Origin of the sequence: Intrasporangium calvum DSM 43043, from assembly GCF_000184685.1 — a bacterium.
In the GTDB taxonomy this organism is placed as follows: domain Bacteria; phylum Actinomycetota; class Actinomycetes; order Actinomycetales; family Dermatophilaceae; genus Intrasporangium; species Intrasporangium calvum.
Genome location: NC_014830.1, coordinates 3,998,407 through 4,024,382, shown reverse-complemented (window position 1 = coordinate 4,024,382; position 25,976 = coordinate 3,998,407). Strand labels below are relative to the sequence as shown.

The following is a 25,976-nucleotide window of genomic DNA, read 5'->3' as shown; positions in this document are numbered from 1 at the left end:
ACCTAACAACTCGGGATGCCACTGACAACCTCACCGCATGAAAAGGCGAGATTCCTCGGCGTGTCGAGTTGCATTCGTCTGAACCGCCCCGACGATGGGAAGGTTGTGGTGACGAGGGGGAAGCGGGCCGCTGGTTTGACCCCCCTTCCCACGCTCCCGTATCGTTGACCGAGCGTGTCCGCGACCTCCTTCGCATGCCCGTGGCACGGCCCCCGATCCCCTTTGGCTCGGTGGTTGCTCCATGGGCTTGCCGATTGCGGTCGCCGCCTAGCTGCATCCGCAGTTGAACCACTCGATTGGACTCGGGCGGATCGGCCCGTGCCGTTCCCGCCCGCAAGCAACGGAGAACCTCGTGAGCAAGCGCACCTTCCAGCCGAACAACCGTCGCCGCGCCAAGACCCACGGCTTCCGCCTGCGGATGCGCACGCGCGCCGGGCGTGCCATCCTGGCTGCACGTCGTCGCAAGGGCCGCGCCGAGCTCTCTGCCTGAGGGCCGGCGTGCTGCCGGCACGTCATCGCCTGCGAGAGCGGGCGGACTTCACGGCGGCAGTACGCGGGTCTGGTGCAAGCAGAGCGGGCGGGCGACTCATCGTCGTGCATGCCAACCGAACCGATGCGAGGGCGGAGCTTCCGCCGCGCGTCGGTTTTGTTGTGTCCAAGGCGGTCGGCAACGCGGTGACCCGCAACCTGACCAAACGGCGACTGCGCGCCGCCGTGGCGACCCAGCTCAGCGGCATCCCCCTCGGGGTTGACGTCGTGGTCCGGGCGAACCCCTCAGCAGCTCTGGCGTCGTACCAAGAGCTCGCGGATTCCATTGCCCTGCAATTGGATCGCGTATGCCGCTCAGTTTCCAAGGCGTCCTCGTGACCACTGGTGAGGGGTCGGGTACCGCTAGTCTGTCGAGCCGCTCGCTGGCGCTGCCGTTCGTCTGGGCCGTTCGGCTGTACCAGCGGTTCGTCTCCCCGCTGCGGCCCGCGACCTGCCGCTTCCACCCCACCTGCTCGGCCTACGCGGTCGAGTCCCTCGAGCGGTTCGGCCCGATCAAGGGCGGCTGGCTCGCGATCCGACGGCTCGGGCGGTGCCACCCCTGGACACCGGGCGGCGTCGATCCCGTGCCGCACACGTGGGCCGAACGGAACGTGTGGCGACCGGAGGACTACCGGCCCCCTGTCGACACCGACGCGGATCCCGTCACCGCGCCGGACTCCGGGACTGCTGGTGAACCCGCCCCGAACCGTCCGGCCGCGGCCCCTCGCCGGACATCCCGACCTGACCATCCGGCATGATGAGCCGACAGTGCTGAGCGGCCGCGCGATCCGCCGCCCGACGACAGAGGACCTCCGTTGATCGAATTCTTCAACACCATCCTTTACCCGATCAAGCTGGGTGAGGCGTGGGTGATGTACGCCTGGCACTGGCTTTTCGACCTCATCGGCCTGCCGACGGGCTGGGCCTGGGCCCTGTCCATCGTCGGGCTGACCGTCGTCGTCCGGGTTCTGCTCATCCCGCTCTTCGTGCGACAGATCCACTCATCTCGGAAGATGCAGCTGATCCAGCCCGAGATGCAGAAGATCCAGAAGAAGTACAAGGGCAAGCGCGACCCCGAGAGCCAGAAGGCTCAGCAGGCGGAGATCATGGATCTCTACCGGCGGACGGGCACCAACCCGTTCAGCTCGTGTCTGCCGATCCTCCTCCAGTCGCCGTTCTTCTTCGCGCTCTTCCAACTGCTCAACAACCTGAAGTCGATCGCCGAGGGCAACATCAAGGGTGGCGGTAGCCCGGTCGGGCCGATCACCAAGGCGGTCGCGCTGTCCATCGAGGACTCCCGGATCTTCGGGTCACGTCTTTCCGATGCCTTCCTCACCTCGCCGGGGACGAGCACGAAGATCCTCGCGGCCGTGCTCATCGCCGCGATGTCCGTGACGACCTTCACGACCCAGCACCAGTTGATGCGCAAGAACATGCCCGCGTCCGCGTTGGACAACCCCTTCGCGAAGCAGCAGAAGGTCCTTCTCTACCTGATGCCGATCTTCTTTGCGATCTCCGGCGTCAACTTCCCGGTCGGTGTCCTCATCTACTGGACCACCACGAACCTCTGGACGATGGGTCAGCAGTTCTACGTCATTCGGAACATGCCGGCGCCCGGCTCCCTCGCGTACCAGGCGATGGAGGAGCGGGACCGCCGCAAAGGGCGGGCCACGAAGCACGTGACCGTGCCCGGTCTCGAGGCCCAGCTGGCCGAGGAGGCTGAGGCCCTGAAGTCCGGGCAGCGCCAGCAGCCCAAGAGCAAGAAGCGCGCCAAGGGCGGCGGAGCTCCGAAGGCGGGCCCCACGGTGGGCACACCCCCCGAGACCGGCTCCAAGCCCGCTCAGGGCGACAAGCAACCGGGCACCAACGGCCCGCAACCAGGCAGGAAGAAGAAGCCCAAGACGAAGAAGCCCTCGTCCGCGCAGGAGCGCGGCTAGGACTCCCACATGAGGCTGCCAGAGGATCCGCGCGCGACGCGCTGGAACCACCGAGGGCGGCCGCTCAATCGTGCAAGACGCAACCGGGGCCTGCAGCTGTCCACAGGTTGTGGGAACTTTGTGAACAAAAGGAGCAACTCCCCCATGAGTGACACGACCCCCCAGAGCGACGTGGAGACCGTCGCCGTTGCCACACCCGTTGCCGCACCCGTTGCCGCACCCGATGAAGCGCCCACTGAGGCGCAGGAGTCCCAGGCCCAGGACTCGGAGACTCCCGTCGACGCGGCTGCCGAAGGTGGGCCGGCTGCCGACGCCGACGAGCCCCAGAACACCGAGGACGCAGCCCGTGGCAAGTCCTCGCGGGTGAGGCAGTTGGAACGCGAGGGGGAGGTTGCCGCAGACTTCCTGGAGACACTGCTCGACATTGCCGACCTCGACGGCGACCTCGACGTCGACGTCGATGGGGATCGGGCCGCCGTCGCGATCGTCGACTCGGACGAGGGGCGCGTGCCACGCCGTCTCGTCGGTCCGGACGGCCGGGTGCTCGAGGCCCTGCAGGAGTTGGCGCGGCTCGCGGTGCAAGCGGAGACTGGGGAGCGGAGCCGACTCATGCTCGACGTCGCCGGCTACCGGGCTGAGCGGCGGGCGACCTTGGTCGGGCTGGCCACGTCGGCCATTGATGCAGTTCGGGCCTCCGGGGAGAAGCAGTCTCTCGAGCCGATGTCAGCGTTCGAGCGGAAGGTCGTGCACGACGTCGTCGCCGCGGCCGGACTGGTCTCCGAGTCGGAGGGCGTCGACCCCAACCGGCACGTCGTCATTCTGCCGAACTGAAAGCCGTCTGTTTCACGTGAAACACACATAGCCCCTTCCGCGCCTGCAGCGAGATGGGACCGGGACTCGACGAGGGGGAGGGCGTTGACGGACTCTGATGGAGGGTCGCCGCTCCACGGAGGGACGACCGAGCCCCTGTCCTCCGCAACCGGCTCGGGCGGATCTGCCGACGACCCGGTCCTGGCCGAACCGACCGGCCCAGAGCGTCCTGAACCGGCACCCGGCGTCCCGGCCACCCCAACTGCCGCAGCCGCCGTCTTCGGAACACGTCTGTCGCTGGCGGAGGAGTTCGTCACCATCCTGGCGGACACCGGTATCAGTCACGGGCTGATCGGGCCGCGAGAGGCTCCCCGCCTCTGGGACCGTCACGTCCTCAACTGCGGCCTGGTTCACCACGTCATCCCCGTCGGCACGCCGGGGCAGCGGGTCATCGACATCGGTTCGGGTGCGGGCCTCCCGGGGCTGGTCCTCGCCATTGCCCGTCCGGATCTCGAGGTGCACCTCGTCGAGCCGTTGGCCCGACGCACTGGGTGGCTGTCCGGCGTGACGGCTCGGCTCGAGCTCGAGAACGTGGTCATCCACACCGCACGCGCCGAGTCGATGTGGGACCGCATTTCGGCACCTTGGGTGACCGCACGGGCCGTCTCCGGGATCCTCCAGCTGGCCCACTGGACCCTGCCCCTGCTCGAGCCGCGCGGTTCGTTGCTCGCGCTCAAGGGCAGCCGTGCGGGGGAGGAGCTCCGCGAACACCGGGCAGCCCTGACTCGGCTGGGAGTGGTTGACGCAGGGGTCGAGGTCATCGGTGCGGGCCTGGCCCCGGAGCCGACTATCGTCCTCCGTGTGACCATCGGGGACTCGATCGACCGCCGCCGCTTCCGGATCCAGACACCGTCGAGCGCTGGTTCGGCACGCCGGAGGGCGGATCGCCCCAAGGGTGGCCGGGGGACCGGCTCGGCGTCTCGCACTCGAGGACGTCGTACTACATGATCGAGAAGAGACCGTTGCGTTGGCGAAGCCTGTTCCGGAGAAGCAGCAGCCGACACCCATCTGGAGGTACCGACCCCGTGAGCAACCTTGGCTGGCCCACCGCCACTCCAGAGCCGACGGCAGAGCACCGACGGCTCGGTTGGGCCGACTCGCATGATGGTGTTTCACGTGAAACGGCGCCCGAGGAACCTGCCCACCCCGGGGGTGGGGATGTGGTCGACGCTCCAGCCGGCTCTCCACCCGGGTACGAATGGCCCCCGCCTGACGCTGACGCGGGAGAAGCCGTGGACGCCACGGTGGACGCCACGGACGTCCTCGACGAAGGTCGGCCGGCTGAGGCCCCCAACGACGAGGAGGTCGCCGAGCCGAGCCGCCTGCGCCCGACAGGGTCCGCACAGGGCGTAGGTGACAGTGGGAGTGTGGAGCACACCTCTGACAGTGAGCGACCGGAACCGAGCTCCGCAGAGCCAGCACCGCCGGCGTCGGGCCTCGATCGTCGCCCGCCCCTGGCCCCGGGCGAGGGTACCGCCCATCGCGGCCAGTCGTTCGGCAGCCCGTCACGGGCTGAGGGACTGGGTGCTGCCCTCCGGTCCAACGCTCCCGGTGAGGCCCGCGCTTCCGACGGCCGGGCGGTGGGAGCCGACATCTACTTCACGCCCCAGGACCTCGATGACATCGCCGGGGGAACCCCCAGGCGGGTCATTGGGGACCATGGCGGGAACAGCCCGTCGCCGGGCACGGAGGTGGCAGGGCTCGACGGCAGCCAGGCCGCGGCCGGTCAGCGCGTCACCCCGCCATCCGGAACCGACGCCGCTGGCGGGAGTGGATCGGCGTCCCCTGAACTGGTTGCCGAGGCTGTGGACAACAATGTGGACAACACCGACCCGGACGTCCCTCCTCCGCACGAATCGGTGCATGCCACCGTTGGGGAAAACCGTGTGGATGACCGTGAGCCCGCGGCGCCTGCGCCGGCCGTCTCGGTCCCGGGCGGCGTCGATCTCGAGCCGCCCATCCATGTCGAGAGTGCGCCACTGCCGCCCGCCGACGACGAACACGCTGTGGCTGAGAATCTGCGGCGACACAGGCAGCTCGCGGGCCGGCCGTTCCCCAAGCCGGTCCACAGCCGGGTCATGACGGTGGCCAACCAGAAGGGCGGGGTCGGCAAGACCACGACGACGGTGAACGTGGCAGCGGCCATGGCCCAGTCCGGCCTCAAGGTGCTCGTCATCGACCTCGACCCTCAAGGAAATGCGAGCACCGCTCTGGGGATCGACCATCACGCGGAAGTGCCCTCCATCTACGACGTTCTTGTCGAGGGGGAGCCCCTGCTCGACGTCGTGCAGCCCTGCACGACGGTGGACGGGCTCTTCTGCGCTCCGGCGACGATCGACCTGGCTGGGGCTGAGATCGAGCTGGTGTCCCTGGTTGCCCGTGAGTCGCGTCTGCAGAAGGCGATCGCCGCCGCCGGCGAGACAGGCCACGACTACGACTACATCCTCATCGACTGTCCCCCGAGCCTCGGTCTGCTGACCGTGAACGCGATGGTGGCGGCGACCGAGGTCTTCATCCCGATCCAGTGCGAGTACTACGCACTCGAAGGGCTGTCGCAGCTCCTGAAGAACATCGAGCTGGTCCGCGCCCACCTCAACCCGGACCTCCACGTGTCGACCATCCTGCTGACGATGTACGACGGCCGCACGCGTCTCTCGGCCCAGGTCGCGGACGAGGTGCGCGAACACTTCCCCGAGCAGGTGCTGCGCATCACCGTGCCTCGGTCGGTGAGAGTGTCGGAGGCTCCGAGCTTCGGGGAGACAGTGATGACCTACGACCCCACCAGCAGCGGCGCCCTGGCTTACCTCGAAGCCGCCGGGGAGATCGCGGACCGAGGTGCCGCAGGGGTGCTGTGACAGCCGGCGTACTGGGGCGGGGCCGTTTCACGTGAAACGGCCCCGCTCTTGTCTGTGGCCATGCCCTGGAGTCCTGCTGCCCGCGCCGGCCGGCTCTCCGTCGGAGGGCAACGACGTGAGACCGCGTCAGAAAAGGGCCCGCCCAAGCCGCAGTTGGCAAGTTGTCCGGGATCGGTGACGGTGTAGGCCGGGGTGGCATCCCGCCTGTTTCACGTGAAACGAGTCGGCAACCGACACGATTGACGGAGCGGGCGAGCGTGGCGGGGAGGTGAGAGCCCGTCACCTAGACTTGGCCCGGCGCGACGGTCGCGGCGACGAGTGGAGGGACAGCAGATGGCGGAGAAGCGGCGGGCCCTGGGTCGGGGACTGGGAGCTCTCATCCCGAGCACGCCCTCTGGGGGAGGCGGCCGGCCCGTCGACGTGTTCTTCCACGACCAGAAGCCTGCTGGGGCAGTCGGGGATTCGCCGGCGGGTCCACGGGACGTCAGCCCAGACGGCGGGCGCGCCGGAACTGACCCGTCGCTCGCCCCGGCGTCTCGTGCCACGGAGGGCGGGGCCCCCGGCGACCAAACGACCGAGACGGGTCACCTGGCTCCCGTCCCGGGGGCCGAGTTCGCCGAGATCGGCATCGATCTGATCCGTCCGAACCCGAAGCAGCCACGCTCGGTCTTCGACGAGGACGACATGGCCGAGCTCGAGCACTCGATCCGGGAGATCGGGGTCCTTCAGCCCATCGTCGTTCGACGCATCCCCGCGGACCAGCTGTCCGATGCGGACGGCAAGCAGTTCGAGATCATCATGGGGGAGCGGCGGTGGCGGGCCACCCAGGGTGCCGGGCTGGAGACCGTCCCCGCGATCATCAAGGAGACGCAGGACGATGCTCTGCTCCGTGACGCGCTCCTGGAGAACCTCCACCGCAGCCAGCTGAACCCGCTCGAGGAGGCGGCCGCCTACCAGCAGCTGCTCGACGACTTCGGCTGCTCCCATGAGGAGCTCGCGCAGCGCATCGGCCGGTCGCGGCCGCAGATCTCCAACACCCTGCGCCTGCTCAAGCTTCCGCCGTTGGTCCAACGACGCCTCGCTGCCGGGATCCTGAGCGCCGGACATGCCCGCGCTCTCCTCGGCCTCGCCGACGCCGCCGCGATGGAGCGCATGGCCCAGCGAATCGTGGCCGAGGGGCTCTCGGTGCGAACGGTCGAGGAGCTTGTGGCCCTGGGTGACGGCGACGTGGCGCCCAAACCGCGCCGCCCGCGCGCCGGCACCCGGCACCCGCAGCTCGACGACTTCACCACCGGACTGGCCGACCACCTCGAGACGCGTGTCGCCATCTCGCTGGGACAGCGAAAGGGCAAGATCACCGTGGAGTTCGCCTCGATGGAGGACCTCAAGCGCATCATCGGCATCATGGGTATGGACCCGCTCTCCTGACGTGCCGGAGGGACATACGATCCATGCGCTCGCCGCGCGACTGAACCGGACGCTCGGCGGCGAGGCCATCAGCGTCTCGAGCCCCCAGGGTCGCTTTGCGTCCGATGCCGCGGTGATCGACGGACGGAGGCTCGACCAGGCCTCGGCGAGGGGCAAGCACCTCTTCCTCGACTTCGACGACCTGACTCTCCACGTCCATCTCGGTCTCATCGGCACGTTTCACGTGAAACCACGGGATCCCTTGGGGCCAGCCGGAACTCCAGCACGGCTGCAGCTGGAGGGTCGGCGGTACGTGGCCGAGCTGCGCGGTCCGATGATCTGCGCGCTCGTCGATGAACCCACTCGCGCAGCAGTGCTCGCCAAGCTCGGCCCCGACCCGCTGCACGCTCCCGACGTCCCCTCCGGCTCGGAGCGGGGATGGGAGCGGATCTCCATGAGCCGCAAGACGATTGCCGAGCTCTTGATGGACCAGGCCGTGGTCGCCGGTGTCGGGAACGTCTACCGCTGCGAGGTGCTCTTTCGGCACCGCATCGACCCCTTCACCCGCGGCCGCGACCTGGGACGTCGCCTGTGGGACGACGTCTGGGAGGACCTCGTCACGCTGCTTCCGTTGGGGATGGCCTTCTCGCAGATCCTCACCATGCAGGACCAGGTCGCTGCCGCTGCGGAGATGGTCGCAGACGGCTCGTCCCTCGCCATCACGGAGACGTTGAGCGGTGAACGGCTCGGCGACCACTTCGACCGGCGGTTCCACACGTACAAGCGGACAGGTGAGGCCTGCGACCGTTGCGGACGCCGGATCCGCGCCGAGCTGATCGGCGGCAGAACCCTCTACTGGTGCCCCGGCTGTCAGCGTCGACGGAAGCGCTGAGCGTCACCAGCCCGCAAACGGCGCCTCGGAACGGATGTCGAGCTCGATGAAGTCCGTGGTGCCTGTCAACGGCAGGATCGGACGGGCGACCCGGGGCATCCGCTGCAGCCCGTCAGCAGTGGGCAGACGGCGTGGGGGACCGAGCTGCAGGAGGCGGGTGCCGAGGTGCATGCGTCCACCCCCGGCAGCACGGAGGTTCTTGAGCCAGTCGACGTTCGGCCCGTAGGTCAGCGCGATGGTGACCCGCTCCCCGTGCCGAAGAGCGACGAGCGGGACGCGGTAGACGGCCCCCGTGCGACGCCCCACGTGCTCGAGCTCGACAAAGGGCCCACGGCCCGCCAAGTGCACCAGGGCCCGGTTGGTGTAGCGCTTGTTGAACCCGGTGACGAAGTGGGGGATGGGCACGAAGCACCTCCTGTCGACCGCACCCAGGTTACGCAGAGCCGCCGAGGACCGGCCCCCCCAGCGAGGTCGAGCCGGCGACAAGGGAACTGGCGTGGTCCCGCCGAGCGAGCTCAGCGGCATACGCTCTGGGCATGGTGGTCCACGGAACCCAGCCGGCCCCGACCCACGTCATCGCCCACCTGAGCGACCTGCACCTCATCGCCGGGGAAGGGCTCCTGCACGGGCACATCGACACCGCGGCCCAGTTCCGCAAGGCGCTGGCCCGCGTGGAGGAGTCAGGGGAGGGGATCGATGCGCTCGTGCTGTCCGGTGACCTCACGGACGTCGGTCAGCCGGAGGCCTACGCCCTGCTCCGCGAGATCGTCGCCCCGGTGAGTGAACGGCTGGCAGCGCCAGTCGTCGTCACCGGGGGCAACCACGACGAGCGGCGCGCGCTGGCTGCAGGCCTCCACGCCGTCGACACGGACGAGCCGCAGGACACCGTGACGAAGGTGAACGGCCTACGGATCCTCACGCTCGACTCAGCCCTGCCGGGGTTTCACCACGGAGGCTTCTCGGACGCGCAGTACGCCTGGCTGGCCGACCAGCTCACGGAGCCGGCCCCACACGGGACGATCCTCGTCATGCACCATCCGCCCATCACCTACCGCTCGCCGCTCATGCAGCTGCTCGACTTCGAGGACGTGCCGCGCCTCCGCACGGCCTTGGAGGGGACGGACGTCCGCGCGATCCTCAGTGGACACCTGCACGTGACGAGCTTCGGGACCCTCGGTGCGATTCCCGTCTTCGTGGCCGGCGGCATCTGCTACGTCGACGACGCCGGAGCGCCGCGTGAGCTGCTCATGGCCGTCGACGGGCCACAGTCGTGGAACCTCATCGAGGTCCACGCGGACCACGTCGTGGGGACGGTCATCCCGGTGGAGCGCCACGAGACCTGGCCGGCGCTCAACGAGGCGGTCGTCGAGTACCTCGCCACGGTCGCCGTCGAGGACCAACGCACCGTCTTCTCGACGAAACGCTGACCCAACCCCACGCTGTCGAAACAGGCCAGTGCCGACCGACGAAGGGTCTCACCGACTCGGCGGTCAACCGCCACCCACCTCGAGGAGCAGTTCATGACGCACGACGACTCCGCACACCCCGGCCCGGAGCCGCGGCTCGTGACGTCTGCCGATGGGACCTAGATCGCATACGAGGCCGCCACGATCGACGTCCCCGTGCTCGCGTTGAGCAGCTCGGGCACGATGATGCCGTTCCTCCCGGCGGCCGCCCGGGCCGTCGCCGCGGCGCTGTCTCGGGGCGAGTATGCAGAGCTCGAGGGCGGCTTCCACGAGGTTCCGGCTGCGACCTTGGCGCCGGTGCTGGTCGACTTCACCACGGCCGACCTCGTGGCTCACGGGCCGGTGAGACTCCCCGCCACACTCGCGGATCACCCTGCAGCGCAAGGGAACTCAGCGGCATACGGCGGTCTAGCCGAGTAGGGCCAACGCAGGGTTGTGCTCCCGGGGAACGACCTCACGCGGGGGTCCGGGAGGCGTGCCGTCGCCGAAGGGCGACCCGCCGAGGTCGGCGCGCCCGTGCTCGGTCGCCCACGCGGCGAGGTCCGGGCCGCCCGGGACGACCCCGGTCGGGTTGATGTCGCGGTGGACGACGTAGTAGTGCGCCTTGATGTGGGTGAAGTCCACCGTGTCGCCGAAGCCCGGCGTCTGGAACAGGTCGCGGGCATACCCCCAGAGGTGGGGCATCTCGACGAGCTTGACGCGGTTGCACTTGAAGTGGCCGTGATAGACCGGGTCGAAGCGCACCAGGGTGGTGAACAGGCGCACGTCAGCCTCGGTGATGTGGTCGCCGACGAGGTAGCGGCGGGTCGCCAGGTGGTTCTCGAGCCAGTCGAGGCGGCGCCAGAGGCGCTCGTAGGCGGCGTCGTACGACTCCTGCGTCCCAGCGAACCCGCATCGGTAGACGCCGTTGTTGACCTCGGTGTAGTTGGCCTGGGCCATCTCGTCGATCTCGCCGCGCCACGCCTCGGGGTAGAGGTCCGGCGCCCCCGGGACGATGGTGCTCGCGCCACTCCGTCGAGAGATCGAGGGTCATCTGGGCGAAGTCGTTGGTCACGACGGCCCCGGTCGGGATGTCGACGAGGGCCGGAACTGTGATGCCGCGCGGGTAGCCGGGCTCGCGCTTGAAGTAGGCGTCCTGGATGCGCGGGATGCCGAGGACCGGGTCGACACCGCCCGGGTCGAGGTCGAAGGTCCAGCTGCGCTGGTCGTGGGTCGGACCGCAGATGCCCATCGACAGCACGTCCTCGAGGCCGAGCAGCCTCCGGACGATGATGGCGCGGTTGGCCCAGGGACAGGCGCGCGCGACGACGAGCCGGTAGCGGCCGGGCTCCACCGGGTAGCCGTCCCGGCCGTCCGCGGTGATGCGTGTGGTGATGTAGCGCGTGTCCCGCTCGTAGCTGGGCTCGACATAGCTGCCCTGGTCGCTCATGCCCCCACGATAGATACCGTATGCCGCTGGGCTGGCCATCGCGCGTCCGTGTCCTCCGCGGGTGGGACAGAATGGGCTCATGCAACGCCCCTGCTGGGAGCCGTCCCGTGCGTGAGCTGCGTCCTCTCACGGTCGATCGGGTCGCCGATCTCGCGGGCGACTCGGCGCTGTGTACGTTCTGGCAGACCGTTCCCCGCAACGGCGCCATCGTCCGGCGCGAACCACTCGAGGTGCTCGCCGAGTGGGTGAGGGACGTGACGACCGAGTGGGGTCCGCCCGGGCGGATCGCCTACGTCGACGGTCGTCCGGCCGGACACGTCCTGCTCGCTCCGGCCCGCTACGTCCCGCGCCTCGCCGCATTCCCGACCGCGCCGTCGGACCCCTCCACTTTGGTGCTCCTGACCGTGCGGGTCAACGCCGACCACCAGGGACGCGGACTGCGGAAGGTCCTCGTCCAAGCCGCCGTCAAGGACGCCCTGCGCCATCGGGTTCGCTCGATCGACGTCATCGGGGCTCGCCCGCTCGCCGTGCGCCGACACCCGTGCGTCCTCGAGGTGGCCTTCCTCGAGAAGGTGGGTTTCCGGGTCGCGAGGGACCACCCCACGTACCCTCGGCTGCGGCTCGATCTGCGTACGGTCGTGACCGTTCGCGAGGAGGCCGCGGCAGCGGTGCGCCGGCTCCTGGCGAAGGTGCCGGGGGTCCGTCCGGTGCCGAGCACGCACCCGGACGGCGTCACTCGGGCGCGGGCCTCGGACCGACCCTGAAGGGTCAGGCCGATGCGCCGGGGTGGGTCGCGCCAGGGTGGGTCACACCAGGCTGAGGGTGGTCGGGGTGACCGTCCCGCGCGGACTCGATGTGGCGTCGGAGGTCCGCGAGCTTGAGCATCCCGGTCCGCGCGGTGTCCGCGTCACCGAGGTAGAGGCGTTGCAGAGCAACGACAACACCCTCGGCGATGCGGTCCCGGGTCAGCGGGTCGGCCAGCGTCGCCGCGTCGCTCGGATGGCTGAGGTAGCCGACCTCGAGGCGGACGGCCGGCATCCGGGTGCGGCGCAGGAGCGGCCAGCTGCGGGGATGGGAGCGACAGTCGGTCAGTCCCGTGCGTGCGACGACCTCACGCAGGAGCAGCTCGGCGAAGTGCTCGCCGATGGTCGACCAGGCGCCCTGCGTCCGTCGGCTCGGGTCGCCGTGGCCGTAGAAGAAGGTCGCCGCGCCATGGGCGGCTGCCGCCTCGGAGTGATCGGTGTGGATCGACAGGACGAGGTCGGCCTCCAGCGAGTTGGCGAAGGCGGCCCGGTCGATCTCCTCTCCGGCGGTCGTGCCGGTCCGGGTGAACACCACCTCCACGCCGTGCGCAGTGAGACGTCCCTCGATGCGGCGGGCGAGGTCAAGGCTGAGGTCCGCCTCGACGAGTCCGTGGCCGACGGCACCAGGGTCGGCGCCGCCGTGCCCCGGGTCGAGGACCACGGTGCGGCCGGTGAGGCTGAAACCGCCTCGCCGGATCTGTTCCCGCTCGCGCAGCGCGTTCGCGGAGCCGCCGGTGACGGACCGCTGCAGCGCTTGGAAGGCGCGCAGCGTCTCGGGCCCCAGGGTCCCGTCGGGTGTCAGCCCGACTGCAGCCTGGAACGAGCGGAGAGCCGCATCGGTGGCTGGGCCGTGGATCCCGTCCACCTTCCCCGGGGTGAACCCGAGCTCGAGGAGCCGGGCTTGAAGGCGGACCACGTCGTCGCCCTCGAGAAAGTAGTCCGGGACGTAGCGCAGCACCCGGTCGCCGAGCGCCCATCGGGCCCCGTCGAGCACGGAGTACGTGGAACGGCCCACGACGCCGTCGACGAGCAGGCCGCGTCGCTGCTGGAACGACTTGACGGCCTCTTCGACGGTCTCGTCGAAGACTGCGGTGCCGCGTGGCACCCCACGCTCCGCCCACGAGGCCGGCAGGTCACCGGTGAGCAGCAGCCGCGCGCAGACGTCGGCGACCGCGGGGCCGGAGTCGCCACGTCGCAGCACGACGACCGACTGAGGTGACACGAGGCTCCTTCCGGAACGGGACCTGTGCACTGTAGTACGCCGAAGGGGTGGCACCGGGACCGGCAGACCACCCCTTCGAACCGAGCTCGCCAGTGGGCGAACGCCGTCAGGAGATGAACTCCTCGAGCTCCCTAAGCAGCTTGGGCTTCGGGTGCGCGCCGACGATGCTCTTGACGACCTGACCCTTGACGTAGACGTTCAGCGTCGGGATCGAGACGACCCCGTAGCGGGCAGCGGTGTCCATGTTGGCGTCGGTGTCCAGCTTGACCACCTCGATCTTGTCGCCGTACTGCTCGTTGATCTCCTCGAGGATCGGGGCGACCTTCCGGCACGGACCGCACCACTCCGCCCAGAAGTCGACGAGAACGGGCTTCTCGCTCATGAGGACGTCATCCGCGAACGTCGCGTCCGTCGTTTCCTTGAGTGCCATCGGTGGGTGTCTCCCTCTCGTGTGGTCGATGCTGCAGGACTGAGGCTAGGCGTTGGCGCTGACCGAGGTCACGGGGATGGTCCCCGCGTCGGTCTCGTCGATCAGCGCGGCCTGCTCCGCCGCCTGCTCGGGGGAGTCGGCGTCCTCGAGGGCAGCCAGGAAGTGCTCGGCGTCGAGGGCGGCGGAGCAACCGGTGCCGGCGGCCGTGATGGCCTGACGGTAGGTGTGGTCGACGAGGTCACCACAGGCGAACACGCCGGGGACGGTGGTGCGGGTGGACCGACCGTCGACGACGACATAGCCTGCGTCGTCGAGCTCGACGACACCCTTGACCAGGTCGTTGCGCGGGTCGTGACCGATGGCGACGAAGAGGCCGGTGACCGCCAGCTCGCGGGTCGCACCCGTGACCGTGTCGCGGAGGGTGACGCCGGTCAGCTGGGCGTCACCGTGGATCTCGGCGACCTCGCTGTTCCACGCGAAGGAGATCTTGTCGTTGGCCAGCGCACGGTCGGCCATGATCTTGCTGGCCCGGAGCTCGTCGCGGCGGTGGACGATGGTCACCGAGCGGGCGAACTTCGTCAGGAAGGTGGCCTCCTCGATGGCGGAGTCGCCGCCGCCGACCACGGCGATGTCCTGGTCGCGGAAGAAGAACCCGTCGCACGTGGCGCACCACGAGACGCCGTGGCCCGAGAGCTCCGTCTCGTTGGGCAGGCCGAGCTGACGGTAGGCCGACCCCATCGCCAGGATGACCGAGCGGGCGGAGTAGGTCTTGCCGGAGCCGTCGGTGACCGTCTTGACGTCACCGGCGAGGTCGACGGCGGTGACGTCGTCGGTGATGAGCTCGGCGCCGAACCGCTCGGCCTGGGCGCGCATCTCCTCCATCAGCGCCGGGCCCATGATCCCGTCGCGGAAACCGGGGTAGTTCTCGACCTCGGTCGTGTTCATCAAGGCGCCACCAGCCGTGACGGCGCCCTCGAAGATGAGCGGATGGAGGTTCGCGCGTGCCGCGTACACCGCTGCGGTGTACCCCGCGGGACCCGAACCGATGATGATGACGTTGCGGACGTCGGACATGACCTGGGCGCTCCTAAACCGGGATGACGCACCGTCAGGGACCGTTGGACAGGCGGACGGTGCTGTCTGGCTAAACCGATCCTAGGCGTGCCCTATTCCGGCCTGGCACCCGGCGCGCCACTGCGTGGTAGCGAGCCCAGCGGCATCCGGTGAACTCTGGGGTGCGAGCTCAGGGCACGTCGACGGCGGCCGTCAGCGCGGCGGGGTCGCCGGCGGTGCAGGACCGTTCGACGACCCGCACCGTGCTGCGGTCCGTCTGTGTGACGACGATCACGGCCGCCGGGCGGCCCTCGTAGCTGGCCAGGTCGACGTGGACCGGCACGTCAGTGGGCAGGCCGTGCTCCCGGAGACACGACAGCAGCCCCACCTCGGTCGCGATGGGCCCGAGGGTGGGTGCTTCAGCGGCGAGCACCTGGAGTGGGGTGTCCGGGCGGGCGAGGAGGGCCCGGGCCTGGACCGGGAGCCCCGCTGCCGTGTAGCCGGTCGAGGAGAGCTGGATGTGCAGGTTCGGGTGGGACGGGCCAGACGGGGCGGAGACGAACGCACCTGGGTTGCCGAGGGATGCCGTGCCCTTGGGCCGCTTGGTCAGGTGGAGCGCGGACCCGCCGACGGCGACCACCGCTGCCGCTGCCGCCACGGCCGCGACGGCGAAGAGGGGGCGAGGGCGCTGACGCTGCCGGATGAGCGGGCCGAGGATCGCGGCGTCGTGGTCGGCGGCATCGTCAGAGGCCCGGTGGGAGGCCCGGTGGGAGGCCCGGTGGGAGGCCCGAGCAGATGCCCGGTACGGGGCCGCCGACTGCAGGGGTCCGGGATCCACGCGGAGCGCGACCTCGTCCGACAGGAGCGACTCGATGCGCTGCGCCACGAGCGCCGGCATCGGTCCCGGGTCCGGTGCCGCGGAGAGCAGCTCGCGAACCCGGGCCTCGGTGCCTGGGTCGAGGGGTCGATGGGCCGGGGTCTCGTCTCCGGTCCCAGGGGACTGCCGGGGTTGGTCCACGGTGTTCCTTCACGGTCCTTCAGGGGCCCTCGCGTCGGTGCCGAGGGTGTGGCTGGTGGCTGCTGGTGGACGGTTCGGTGTGGAGGAGTGGTCGCCCCGGGATCCCCGTCATGGGAGCGCCCACGTGCTACGACGTCTCGGGACCGGCGTCCGGTTCCCTCGTCCGTTCCGTCGTCCGCAGACCGAGATGTTCGGCGAGAGCCGCCCGGCCGCGAGCGCACCGGGACTTGATGGTTCCCTCGGCCACCCCGAGGATCGCGGCCGCTTCAGCGACGGGAACCCCGTGCATGTCGACGAGCACGAGCGCGGCGCGTTGGCCGTCCGGTAGCCGGGCCATCGCCTCCTCGATGTCGAGCCGGACCTCGGTCGAGGCGTGGTGGTCACGCGGGTCGGAGAGGTCGTACTCGGGCAGCTGCGTCGTCGGGCGGATCCTGCGGAGCCGGTCGAGGCAGGCGTTGACGATGATCCGGTGCAGCCACGTGGTGACGGCGGACTCACCGCGGAAGGAGCCGGCCCGACGGAATGCTGAGATGAACCCGTCCTGGACGGCATCGGCAGCGATCTCCGGATCCCGGCAGGTGCGCAGCGCAACGGCCCACATCCGGTCCTTGTGGCGACGGAACAGCTCACCGAACGCGTGGTCGTCACCTGCGACGTGTCGGGCAAGGAGGTCGCTGTCGCTGGCCTCAGCGAGAGTCAGAGGCGTGGCAGAGCCCACCGGTCAGCGCACCACCACTTCGGCGATCTGCGCGCGGTGGTGGTTCGGTGCCTCGTCCGGCGCCGGACGCGTGACCCAGATGATGAGCTTGCTGCCGGCCTGGATGTCCCGCGGAGCCTTGATCGTCACGGTGCCGCTCGTGCCCGTGACCCTGCCGATCTGCTGGGCGCCCTCGAGCCGAGCCTCGTCGGTGAGGTAGATGGTGACGTCCTGGGCCGCCGGGAGAGTCAGCTCCACCTCACGGACCACGGTCGGCGCACTGAGGTCGAGGACCAGACCGACGCCCTCCTTGCTGCGGTTGTAGGTGTCGGTGCCGTACCAGCGCGACTTCCACGCCGTCCCCGGGTCACCATCGAAGGCGAGGGGGACCTGGCGCGGGCTCTCCTCGCCGTCGTCCTGGGGGTCGAAGCTCGATCCGCCGATGATGCGGACCGGCTCCGGAGGCGGCGTCTCGGTCTTCGTCGTTGGCGCTGAGGACCCGGTGGCCGTCGTCGACGGAGCAGGCGTGCTCCGCGTCACCGTGACCGTCGGCCGCGCCTGGGCGGAGCTGTCGGACTCACCGATCTTGGCGACGTTGTTGATCCCGATGACGAGCGCGACGAGGACGAGGGCACCGACGATCGCGAGCGCGATCCGTGACTGCGCACCAGAGGGTCGATCCGGTCCGCCACCGAAGACCGGCAGGGGCGGCTCGAGACGCGTCGGCGGTGCGTCGTCCAAGGCGTCCGTGAGGGCGATGTCCTCACCCTCGAACCGGTCGCCGTCAGGACCGGAGAGCCGCTCGGCACCCCGGGCCGCGCGTTCCGCCGCAGCGCGGGCGAACGAGCCGACCCGGTCACCGATGGCGCTCGCAGCTCCCGCAGCCGCCGCACCGGCGGCCGAGAGACCGGCGGCCGCGCCGGCCACCGCTCCGCCGGCCACCGCTCCGCCGGCCACCGCTCCGCCGCCGGCCGCTCCGCCGCCGGCCGCACCAGCGGACTCGGTCACCGGAGCAGCGGAGCCGGCAGCCGCCGCGTCGGCAGCAGCCGCCGTGGCGGAACCTGAGCCCTCACGACGGGCGCTGGGGGACAGGCGCGAGTAGGGCTCGGAGGGCCAAGGAGCGATCTGGAGCGCGAGGTCGCCGGGTGAGATCGGCCCGCGGTCCTCGTTGAGGGTCATCCGGCAGATCAGGTCGAGGTCGTTCGGGATTCCGACGGCGATCTCCGAGGGGGCTGCCACGCCGCCGACGAGGCTGGGGGCCGGCTCGAGCCCCACGGGACGCGCGTGGCTCGCCGCTCCCGGTCCCGTCGGCCAACGGGCGGTCAGCCCGGCATAGATCAGCTTGACGAGGCCCACCGCGTCGACCCGGGAGGCGTGCTCGTCCGAGACCTGGTCGGCATCGGTCAGCGCGGCCTCCGTCGCGACGCCGCGAACCTTCACGTCGCCGTCAGGGAGGCGCAGGATGGACGACGGGGTGAGCACCAGATGGTGCAGTCCACGGTGCCGGGCCCGCTCGAGGGCGCTCGCGGTCTCCCCGACGAGCCGCCGGACCTCCTCGGCCGGCAGGCCGCCGGACTGGAGCAGGTGGGACATCGGGACGGCTCCGGTCAGGGGCTCCTCGACGATGAAGGCGACGTCACCGTCGATGCCGACGTCGAGCACCCGGGTCAGCCGGGAGTCCTCGATCCCGGCAGCGCGGCGGGCGGCATCGAGAGCGGCGGCGGCGACGGACGACCCCACGGGGAAGCAGACGAGGACGACCTCACGGTCGAGGGTGTGGTCCGCGGCCCGCCACCGCTCGTGGGTGCGGCTCTCGGACGTGCGCAGGGTGACGGCATACCGTGCGCCGAGGAGTGTCCCTGGTCCGACTCCGTGCACGTGCGTCACCCCTTCCTCCAGCTGGCCGGGTATGGTCCGACGCGGTCCTGCTTCATCCTAGGGCGAGTCAGCGGGCGTTCCGGTGCTGTGCTGCCTCGTCACGCTTCGCGATCGTGTCGAGGTCACCGATCTCCTCGATCCTCGACTTGCCCTTGACGACGGCGCGGATGACGCCGGCCAGCAGCACGAGGCCGGCGAGGACTCCACCGATCCAGTAGAACGTCGAGTCGAGCGGGTTGGCTGAGACGGGGATGACGGCCTGGGAGCCGATGCGCGTGCCGTCGGCGGTGGTGAGGTAGGCGATGATGTCGGCTCGGCCGGCCGCGACCGCGTGGACCGGGACGTTGATGTTGCGCCGGGCGTCGGGTCCCGCCGCGATGCTGACCGGGCCGGGTTGCTCGAGAACCTGCAGTCGCGGGTTCGTCGGCGCCACGACGAGGCGCAGGTTCTCGACCGCATAGGTGAGGCCGTTCTGGACCGTGATCCGCAGCGTGCCGTTCTCGGCGAGGAAGTTGACGCGGCGAGGGACGACCCTGATGGCGGAGGTCGCGTCGCGGACGTCGGCGCTCACCGAGTTGTTCAGCGCAGACCAGGCGGGCGCCCCGAAACGCCAGCGGACGCTGGCCAGCTCGTCGAGCAGCTCGCCGTAGGTCCGCTCGAACGCGGCGCCGTCCTTGAGCACCGTGGCGACCGCGTCGAGGGTGTGTCGCTGACCCGCGAGCTGTTCGAGCCGGAGCCGGGAGAGGGTGGGCTTGGGCGCCGCTGTCCTGGCCGGCTTCGCGGGCGTCTCCTGCGGCATCGCCCGGTCGCCCGCCGCGTCGGCGAGGAGCGTCTCGACCTCGACCGTCTCGAGCCACGGTGCCGACGCGGTGACCCGGAGGAAGGCGGACAGCGTCGCAGGGTCGGGGTTGTAGTTGCGTGGCGCCGCGAGGAGCACCGAGCGCGCCGTGCCGGGCCGCTCGCCGAGGAGGACCAGGGTCTCGGCGAGGAAGCGCTGCGTCGCGAGGACCGCGGTCGGGTCGGACCGCTTCGGCAGCAGCGCGGACAGCCGGGGGTCGGCACCGATGAGCCGCGTGCCCTCCGCCGCGACGCGCCGGGCGGTCGGCGTGTAGGGGGAGTCGGCCGTGATGGCCGGCTGGCCGACGATAATCGCCGCTGCCTCCCGGGTCGACGAGGTGCTGTACAGCGACTGGATGGCTGACTCACGACCGGCCGGGAGCAGCCCGTCGACCGGCCAGGCGATGTCACCACGGACCGGCTCGCCGATCCGGTCGCCGACCGTGGCGGCTCGCGCCACGAGGTCCCGGACCACCGAGTTGCCGGGGTCGACGTCCCCCGTGGCGGCGACGTCCGCGTCGGCATAGGGCAGCGCGAAGAGGTTCCGGCCGCGCAGCGCATCGGCGAGCCGGTCGACCCGCGTGCGGTCGGCTGCCGCGCTCCCGGTCGACCCGGCAGTCGGGGTCGGCATGTCACCCGGGGAGGTCGGGGTCGCGGTGTCCGGAGTGGCTGGAGTGTCCGTGGGGGTTGGCGGATCGGCCAGCTCGCCGGGACCGGCGACGAGGACCGAGGGGTCGACGCCCAGCGTGGCGAAGGAACCCTCCGTGCCCTCGATGATCCGGTCGACCCGCGACCCCGGGCCGATGGCGCGGCCCCAGGCCTCGTCCCGGTCGTCCTCGTCCCGGGAGAAGAGCTTGACGTCCGGGTCGAGCGTCACGGGGACGGCGAGGGCGATCTGGAGGGGCTCGAACTCGACCCGGGTGTTCCAGGCCAGGAAGGTGCGCGTCGTCCCGATGGGAGTGCTGGCCCCACGCTGGTAGACCTCCACGGCGACCGGCAGCGCAGCGAACGCACCGTCCGTGGCGACCCGCCACTCCTCGAGGTCGACGGTGAACGGCGCGGTCTGCCCGGCCGGCACCTCCGGCAGCGGCTGAGAGGTCTGGGCGGCGACCCGTCCCGAGGCCGGACCACGGTCCTTGACCCACCGGTCGATGTCGGTCCGCACGGTGAGGGGTCGCGACCCGAGCACGAGGTCGACGCGGGCGCCGACGAGCGGCCCGGACATCGGGGCGGTCACGGTCCCGGTGATCCTCGTGTCGCCCCGCCCGTCGAGAACGGTCGGGGACACGCCGGTCAGGGTGATCAGGGCCCGCTCGTCGTCAGCCTCGACGGTCGGTGCGCTCGCCGCCCTGCTCGTCGACGACGCGGCGAGGCCGGCGTCCGGCTCCGCGGGCAGGGACTGGGCCGCCGGGGCGATGGTGAGGCCGAGCAGGGTCGTCAGGGCGACCGACCGCAGTGCGGCGCGCCATGGCCGGGTCGAGGTCACGCCGTGCCTGCCAGCCGGTTCCACGCCGCCTGCGCGATGCGACGCTCGTTGGGGAAGGTGAGCTGGCGATGGACCTCGTCGAGGCGCATCCAGGCGACGTCGATGGCCTCCCGGTCGGGATCGTTCTCGATGGACAGCTCGCCACCGAGGGCCTCGAGGAGGTAGTGGTGGACGTACTTGTGCACGCGCTTCGTCGACGTCGCGAACCAGTAGTCGATCGTGCCGAGCTCGATGAGCACCCGTCCGACGATGCCCGTCTCCTCGGCGACCTCCCGTGCCGCCGTCTCGACGAGCGTCTCGCCGGGCTCGACGTGGCCCTTGGGCAGGCACCACTCGATGCGGCCCGCGCGGTTGCGCCGGGCGATGATCGCAATGAGGGCGCAGCCGTCCTGGATGTCGACGACGATCCCCCCGGCAGAACGCTCCTCGACCGCAGGCAGGCGCCTCCCCGGCTGGGAGCTCGGGGCGGCTTGCGCGGTCATGTCGCCACCATAACCAAGCGGCCCACTTCGTGCCCCGGCGTCAGGTGCGGGGTGACCGTCGTGCCCGCACACCCCCGTGCCGTATGCCGCTGGGCTCGGTCGCTGCCCGGCGCCCGGTGGACGGGTGGCCGGGTGTGGGGAGGGAGGGGTGGACGGGAGGGCTGGGAGGTTCCGGGCGTCCGGGAGGAGCTCAGCGGCATACGGCATCGTCTTCGTGGTGGAGAGCGCGGCTTCGGGCTCACCTAGGCTGGTCCCCGTGCCTGACCGTCCCACCGCGACCACCCCCGACCCGACGCACCTGCCGCTCCTGCGCGGCGCGGTCGCCCAGCTCGCGCCCGTGCTGCCGCTGCTCCAGGAGCTCGGGCAGCGCTTCGCGGACCGCGGGCACGAGCTCGCCCTGGTCGGCGGCCCGGTGCGCGACGCGTTCCTCGGGCGGATCTCCCCGGACCTCGACTTCACGACGAACGCGAGCACCGACGCGATCCTCGCGGCCGTCGTCGGCTGGGCGGACGCCCACTGGGACATCGGGCGCGAGTTCGGCACGATCGGGCTGCGCAAGGGCGACCACCACATCGAGATCACGAGCTACCGGGCCGACACGTACGACCGCACGAGCCGCAGACCCGAGGTGATGTTCGGCGACACCCTCGAGGGGGACCTGGTCCGCCGCGACTTCACCGTCAACGCCATGGCGATCCGGCTGCCGAGCCTCGAGTTCGTCGACGTCCACGACGGCCTCGCCGATCTCGCGGCGCGCCGGCTGATGACGCCCGCACCGCCGGAGGAGTCCTTCGCCGACGACCCGCTGCGGATGATGCGGGCGGCCCGCTTCGCCTCCCAGCTCGGCTTCGAGGTCGCCGTCGAGGTGCGCGCGGCGATGACCGAGCGGGCCGGCACCCTCGCGATCATCTCGGCCGAGCGGATCCGTGACGAGTTCACCAAGCTGCTCCTGTCCCCGGCGCCCCGCCCGGGCCTGACCCTGCTCGTCGACACCGGGCTCGCCGACGAGTTCCTGCCCGAGCTGCCGGCGCTGCGTCTCGAGGTCGACGAGCACCACCGCCACAAGGACGTCTACGAGCACTCGCTGACCGTGCTCGAGCAGGCGATCGACCTCGAGGGACCGCCCGGCGCCCCGGAGGACCAGGTGCCCGGACCCGACCTCGTGCTCCGCCTCGCCTCGCTCCTGCACGACATCGGCAAGCCGGCGACGCGGCGGTTCGAGCCGGGCGGGGGGGTCTCGTTCCACCACCACGAGCTCGTCGGGGCGCGGATGGCGGCCCGGCGGCTCAAGGCGATGCGCTACGACAAGGACACCCTCAAGGCGGTCGCCAGGCTCGTCGAGCTGCACCTGCGCTTCCACGGCTACGGCGAGGGGCAGTGGACCGACTCGGCGGTGCGACGCTATGTCACCGACGCGGGCCCGCTGCTGCCCCGCCTCCACCGGCTCACCCGCTCCGACAGCACGACCCGCAACGTCCGGAAGGCCGAGCGGCTCTCCCGCGCCTACGACGACCTCGAGCGGCGCATCGAGCGCCTCGCCGAGGAGGAGGAGCTGGCTGCCATCCGGCCCGAGCTGAACGGCAACGAGATCGCCGCGGCGCTCGCGATCAAGCCGGGGCCGGTTCTCGGCGAGGCCTATCAGTTCCTCCTGGGGGTTCGCCTCGACGAGGGCCTCATCGGCAAGGACGCGGCCCGCGAGAAGCTCCTGGAGTGGTGGGCCCGGCGCGACTGACGGGCGACCGGGCCGAGCGGTCGTGAGCGCCGCACGACCCCGTGACCTGACACGGGGGCGCGACTTTGATTGACTTGCCGCGCCGCTGTGGACTCCGGCTCCCCCCGGGCACGAGCCCGACCGACGACCGGAGTGACGAAAGGACATCGATGAGCACCCTGGCCCTCCCGAGCCTGGCCTTCCCCGGGCCGCCCTCCGTGGCCATCGAGACCCGCGGCGGCCTGCCGACTCGCCCCCCCGCGGCCGCACCGGCCGGTGACCTCGTCGGGTTGGTCGTCGGCGTCGTGGTGGCGGCCGTCGCAGGGGAGCCGGCGGCATGACGACCGACCAGTCGGCGATCTCGGTGGGCGTCGCGACTGACGTCGGCCGGGTCCGACAGCACAACGAGGACTGCGCCCGAGCGGCCGGGACGATCTTCGTCGTCGCCGACGGCATGGGCGGGCACGCGGCCGGCGAGGTGGCGAGCGCCATCGCCGCGGACTCGGTCGTCGAGCTCGCGGAGCACCCGACGCTGCAACCGCACGACATCGTCGAGCAGCTCGGTGAGGCCAACCGTCGGATTCTCGAGTCGGCCGCCAACCACCCCGAGCAGGCGGGCATGGGGACCACCGTGGCCGGCCTGGCCCTGGCGTCGGTGGACGGGTCGAAGCAGTGGGTCGTCTTCAACATCGGCGACTCCCGGGTCTACCGGATGGTCGACGACCAGCTGTCCCAGGTCACGGTGGACCACTCCGAGGTGTGGGAGCTCGTCCAGCGTGGCCTCATCACCGAGGAGCAGGCCCAGCGCCACCCGAGCCGCAACATCATCACCCGGTCGCTCGGGCGCGAGCCGATGGGGGACGTCGACACCTGGGTCCTCCCGCCGCACCAGGGCGAGTCCTTCGTCATCTGTTCCGACGGCCTGTCGAACGAGCTGACGCGGGACGAGATCGAGGCGGTCCTCGCCGCGGCCCCGGACGCAGAGGCGGCGGCGACGGAGCTGGTTCGGCGCGCCGTCGAGGCCGGCGGTCGCGACAACGTGACGGCGATCGTCGTGCAGGCCCTTCGGTGACCCTGCCGCCACCGCCGAGCGGCGGACCTCTCCTGCCCCCACCCCCGCCGGGGTCGAGCGCGGTGCCGTCCCCCTACTCGTTCGGGCCCGAGGCAGCCGGCGCAAACAGGTTCGCCATCGCGGCCCTTCTGTGCGGTCTGGCCGGCTTCATCCCGGTCGCGCCCGTCATCGCCGTCGTGCTCGGCGTCATCGCGCTGCGACAGCTGCGCCGCCGGTCCCGAGCGGGCCAGTCCCAGCGTGGACGCGGCATGGCGATCTCCGGCATCGTCCTCGGCTCGGTCGGCATCCTCCTCTGGGGTCTCATCGTCGCCGCCGCGTTGCTCTGGTCCGACGACAGCGAGCCCGTGGCGGCCACTCCGAGCGCGCCCCCGGCGACCGCCGGTCGGGTCACGATCGACGAGCTGCGGCCCGGCGACTGCTTCTCCGGGATCAGCCCGGCCTCCCTCGACTGGGCGTCCCTGGCCAGCTGCGGGGCCGAGCACGAGATGCAGCTCATCACGACGGTCGACCTGGGGGACGAGCCGTTCCCGGGCGATGACGAGGCGGGCAACCTCGCCGAGCGCAGGTGCACCGCGGCCGCCGAGCCGCTCCTCGACGAGTCGAAGCTCGACCGCGTGGACCTCTTCTTCATCTATCCGAACAGTCGGCTCGCGTGGGACCAAAACCCCACGGCGCTGTGCATCGCCTCCTCCATCGACGGGGTGCTGCTCCACTCGGTTCTCAAGTAGGCAGCTCGCGGCGCCCGGTACCCCCGGATGTATCTGAATGGTTCTCGGCGCATCTGCATTTCGTGAGACCTACGATGAGCACGCTGAGAGAAAGGCGTGACATGCATGAACCCAGCGGTCTCACCGAGCTCGTGACCGCCGCGGCCCATGGAGACGCCGCGGCGTGGAACGCGATCGTGGAGCGGTTCTCCAGCCTGCTCTGGTCGGTCGGACGGGCGCACCGGCTCTCGATGGACGACGCCGCCGACGTCGTGCAGAACACCTGGCTCCGACTGCTCGACAACCTTGACCGGATCGAGCAGCCCGAAGCACTCCCCGGGTGGCTGGCGACGACGGCACGACACGAATGCCTCTCGCTGCTCCGGCGGCGTGGGCGTGATGTGCTCGTCCGTGACGACGACCTCGGGCCGATGCTCGTCGACGTCGAGTCGGCAGCGCTGGATGCGTCCCTCCTCGAGGAGGAGCGCGACGTCCAGCTGTGGTCCTGCTTCCGGCGGTTGTCGGAGCGGTGCCAGCGGCTGTTGCGCGTCCTGATGGTGTGCGACCGCCCGAACTATGCAGAAGTCTCCGCTTCGCTCGGCATGCCCGTGGGCTCGATCGGCCCGACGCGCATGCGGTGTCTCTCCACGCTGCGGTCCTTGGTCTCCGACACCGGATACGCCTTTGAGAGCGGAGGGGGTCGACCTTGATGTCCACCCATGACCTGCACCCTGACGACCTGGAGCTCCTCGAGCGCCTCGGCGCGATCGTCGGCGTCGTCGACCCGGTGCCGCCCGACGTCGTCCAGCTCGGTCGGGCAGCGTTCGCCCTGCACCACGCCGACACCGCTCTGATGACCCTGGTCAGCGACGCGATGGCGGGGGCGGGGCTCCGTGCCACCGACAGCGCACGGGGGACCTCGCGCCTGCTCGTCTTCGAGCACGGACCGGTCTCGATCGAGATGGACGTGACGTGGCGCGGCGACCTCGGCCGGATCCTGGGTGTCGTCGCCGACGCCTCGGGCTCCGTGGCTCAGGGGGCACACGTCATCCTCGAGACCGGTTCCGTCACACGCACCGTCGACCTCGAGGGCGAACGCTTCACCTTCGACCGGGTGCCGCTCGGACTGGCGCGGATCGTCCTCGAGCAGGCCGGCGAACGGGTCATGACCACGACGTGGTTCGACGTCGGCTGAC

Annotated in this window: 27 protein-coding genes and 1 pseudogene; 17 read left to right on the top strand and 11 right to left on the bottom strand. The window is 70.7% G+C overall.

Annotation, left to right across the window (positions count from 1 at the left end; all coding sequences use genetic code 11):
* The first annotated feature begins 352 nt into the window (after positions 1-352).
* The 9 genes from rpmH (at position 353) to INTCA_RS18335 (ending at position 8,489) form a co-directional block, all read left to right on the top strand.
* On the top strand, positions 353-490 hold the full coding sequence (gene rpmH / locus INTCA_RS18380; protein ID WP_010849920.1) for a 50S ribosomal protein L34: 138 nt from the start codon (positions 353-355) through the stop codon (positions 488-490).
* A gap of 8 nt (positions 491-498) precedes the next feature.
* Positions 499-867 carry a ribonuclease P protein component gene (rnpA, locus tag INTCA_RS19325; RefSeq protein WP_083807947.1) on the top strand — a complete coding sequence of 123 codons (369 nt, stop codon included), beginning with the start codon at positions 499-501 and terminating at the stop codon, positions 865-867.
* Entirely contained in the window at positions 864-1,286 is a 423-nt protein-coding gene (gene yidD / locus INTCA_RS18850) for a membrane protein insertion efficiency factor YidD (RefSeq protein ID WP_013494430.1), read from the top strand. The genes rnpA and yidD overlap by 4 nt, the downstream gene beginning before the upstream one ends.
* Before the next feature lie 57 nt (positions 1,287-1,343).
* Positions 1,344-2,465, top strand: a complete 1,122-nt coding sequence (yidC, locus tag INTCA_RS18370) for a membrane protein insertase YidC (RefSeq protein WP_013494429.1) — start codon at positions 1,344-1,346, stop codon at positions 2,463-2,465.
* A gap of 144 nt (positions 2,466-2,609) precedes the next feature.
* Positions 2,610-3,296, top strand: a complete 687-nt coding sequence (locus INTCA_RS18365; RefSeq protein WP_013494428.1) for a Jag family protein — start codon at positions 2,610-2,612, stop codon at positions 3,294-3,296.
* Between the two features lie 84 nt (positions 3,297-3,380).
* Positions 3,381-4,283 (top strand): 16S rRNA (guanine(527)-N(7))-methyltransferase RsmG, encoded by a 903-nt coding sequence (rsmG, locus tag INTCA_RS18360; protein ID WP_013494427.1) that lies wholly within the window; start codon positions 3,381-3,383, stop codon positions 4,281-4,283.
* Between the two features lie 1,058 nt (positions 4,284-5,341).
* Positions 5,342-6,190, top strand: coding sequence for a ParA family protein (locus tag INTCA_RS18345; RefSeq protein WP_280513529.1), 849 nt, complete (start codon positions 5,342-5,344; stop codon positions 6,188-6,190).
* A gap of 333 nt (positions 6,191-6,523) precedes the next feature.
* The gene (locus tag INTCA_RS18340) at positions 6,524-7,618 is read left to right on the top strand and encodes a ParB/RepB/Spo0J family partition protein (RefSeq protein ID WP_013494425.1); all 1,095 of its coding nucleotides are present in this window, start codon (positions 6,524-6,526) and stop codon (positions 7,616-7,618) included.
* 1 nt (position 7,619) lies between these two features.
* The gene (locus INTCA_RS18335; protein ID WP_013494424.1) at positions 7,620-8,489 is read left to right on the top strand and encodes an Fpg/Nei family DNA glycosylase; all 870 of its coding nucleotides are present in this window, start codon (positions 7,620-7,622) and stop codon (positions 8,487-8,489) included.
* A gap of 3 nt (positions 8,490-8,492) precedes the next feature.
* Here the strand turns inward: INTCA_RS18335 and INTCA_RS18330 are convergent, their stop codons facing one another.
* Positions 8,493-8,894, bottom strand: coding sequence for a nitroreductase family deazaflavin-dependent oxidoreductase (locus INTCA_RS18330; protein ID WP_013494423.1), 402 nt, complete (start codon positions 8,892-8,894; stop codon positions 8,493-8,495).
* Between the two features lie 131 nt (positions 8,895-9,025).
* Between INTCA_RS18330 and INTCA_RS18325 the strand changes: the two genes are divergently transcribed.
* A complete protein-coding gene (locus tag INTCA_RS18325; RefSeq protein ID WP_013494422.1) occupies positions 9,026-9,916 on the top strand; it encodes a metallophosphoesterase in 891 nt (296 codons plus the stop codon).
* A 158-nt stretch (positions 9,917-10,074) separates the two neighbouring features.
* Here INTCA_RS18325 and INTCA_RS18320 read toward each other — a convergent pair whose 3' ends face one another.
* A complete protein-coding gene (locus tag INTCA_RS18320; RefSeq protein WP_148236678.1) occupies positions 10,075-10,269 on the bottom strand; it encodes a hypothetical protein in 195 nt (64 codons plus the stop codon).
* A gap of 94 nt (positions 10,270-10,363) precedes the next feature.
* Positions 10,364-11,384 (bottom strand): annotated as a pseudogene (locus tag INTCA_RS18315) (glutathione S-transferase family protein).
* A gap of 107 nt (positions 11,385-11,491) precedes the next feature.
* On the opposite strand from INTCA_RS18315, the gene INTCA_RS18310 reads away from it, so the two are divergent.
* Positions 11,492-12,148 (top strand): GNAT family N-acetyltransferase, encoded by a 657-nt coding sequence (locus tag INTCA_RS18310; protein ID WP_013494420.1) that lies wholly within the window; start codon positions 11,492-11,494, stop codon positions 12,146-12,148.
* A 4-nt stretch (positions 12,149-12,152) separates the two neighbouring features.
* Here INTCA_RS18310 and INTCA_RS18305 read toward each other — a convergent pair whose 3' ends face one another.
* The 8 genes from INTCA_RS18305 to INTCA_RS18270 form a co-directional block, all read right to left on the bottom strand.
* Positions 12,153-13,409, bottom strand: coding sequence for an N-acetylmuramoyl-L-alanine amidase (locus INTCA_RS18305; RefSeq protein ID WP_013494419.1), 1,257 nt, complete (start codon positions 13,407-13,409; stop codon positions 12,153-12,155).
* Positions 13,410-13,515: 106 nt separating this feature from the next.
* Positions 13,516-13,839, bottom strand: a complete 324-nt coding sequence (gene trxA, locus INTCA_RS18300) for a thioredoxin (RefSeq protein WP_013494418.1) — start codon at positions 13,837-13,839, stop codon at positions 13,516-13,518.
* Between the two features lie 45 nt (positions 13,840-13,884).
* A complete protein-coding gene (trxB, locus tag INTCA_RS18295) occupies positions 13,885-14,913 on the bottom strand; it encodes a thioredoxin-disulfide reductase (RefSeq protein ID WP_013494417.1) in 1,029 nt (342 codons plus the stop codon).
* Positions 14,914-15,082: 169 nt separating this feature from the next.
* Positions 15,083-15,910: a hypothetical protein gene (locus INTCA_RS18290; RefSeq protein WP_013494416.1), complete on the bottom strand. Its 828-nt coding sequence runs from the start codon at positions 15,908-15,910 to the stop codon at positions 15,083-15,085.
* Between the two features lie 127 nt (positions 15,911-16,037).
* Positions 16,038-16,628 (bottom strand): RNA polymerase sigma factor SigM, encoded by a 591-nt coding sequence (sigM, locus tag INTCA_RS18285; RefSeq protein ID WP_013494415.1) that lies wholly within the window; start codon positions 16,626-16,628, stop codon positions 16,038-16,040.
* 3 nt (positions 16,629-16,631) lie between these two features.
* Complete coding sequence (locus INTCA_RS18280) at positions 16,632-18,494, bottom strand: protein kinase family protein (protein WP_013494414.1); 1,863 nt, start codon at positions 18,492-18,494, stop codon at positions 16,632-16,634.
* A 58-nt stretch (positions 18,495-18,552) separates the two neighbouring features.
* Positions 18,553-20,808, bottom strand: coding sequence for a DUF6049 family protein (locus tag INTCA_RS18275; RefSeq protein ID WP_013494413.1), 2,256 nt, complete (start codon positions 20,806-20,808; stop codon positions 18,553-18,555).
* A complete protein-coding gene (locus INTCA_RS18270) occupies positions 20,805-21,290 on the bottom strand; it encodes an NUDIX hydrolase (protein ID WP_013494412.1) in 486 nt (161 codons plus the stop codon). Before INTCA_RS18270 ends, INTCA_RS18275 begins: the two co-directional genes overlap by 4 nt.
* A 256-nt stretch (positions 21,291-21,546) precedes the next feature.
* Between INTCA_RS18270 and INTCA_RS18265 the strand changes: the two genes are divergently transcribed.
* From INTCA_RS18265 to INTCA_RS18245, 6 genes are all read left to right on the top strand, one after another.
* Positions 21,547-23,022 (top strand): CCA tRNA nucleotidyltransferase, encoded by a 1,476-nt coding sequence (locus tag INTCA_RS18265; RefSeq protein ID WP_244859854.1) that lies wholly within the window; start codon positions 21,547-21,549, stop codon positions 23,020-23,022.
* Positions 23,023-23,171: 149 nt separating this feature from the next.
* Positions 23,172-23,342: a hypothetical protein gene (locus INTCA_RS19955; RefSeq protein ID WP_013494410.1), complete on the top strand. Its 171-nt coding sequence runs from the start codon at positions 23,172-23,174 to the stop codon at positions 23,340-23,342.
* Entirely contained in the window at positions 23,339-24,073 is a 735-nt protein-coding gene (locus INTCA_RS18260) for a PP2C family protein-serine/threonine phosphatase (RefSeq protein ID WP_013494409.1), read from the top strand. The genes INTCA_RS19955 and INTCA_RS18260 overlap by 4 nt, the downstream gene beginning before the upstream one ends.
* A gap of 62 nt (positions 24,074-24,135) precedes the next feature.
* Positions 24,136-24,801 (top strand): DUF4190 domain-containing protein, encoded by a 666-nt coding sequence (locus INTCA_RS18255; RefSeq protein WP_041307955.1) that lies wholly within the window; start codon positions 24,136-24,138, stop codon positions 24,799-24,801.
* A 101-nt stretch (positions 24,802-24,902) separates the two neighbouring features.
* Complete coding sequence (locus INTCA_RS18250; RefSeq protein ID WP_013494407.1) at positions 24,903-25,490, top strand: RNA polymerase sigma factor; 588 nt, start codon at positions 24,903-24,905, stop codon at positions 25,488-25,490.
* Entirely contained in the window at positions 25,490-25,975 is a 486-nt protein-coding gene (locus tag INTCA_RS18245) for a carboxypeptidase-like regulatory domain-containing protein (protein ID WP_013494406.1), read from the top strand. Before INTCA_RS18250 ends, INTCA_RS18245 begins: the two co-directional genes overlap by 1 nt.
* Position 25,976: the final 1 nt, after the last annotated feature.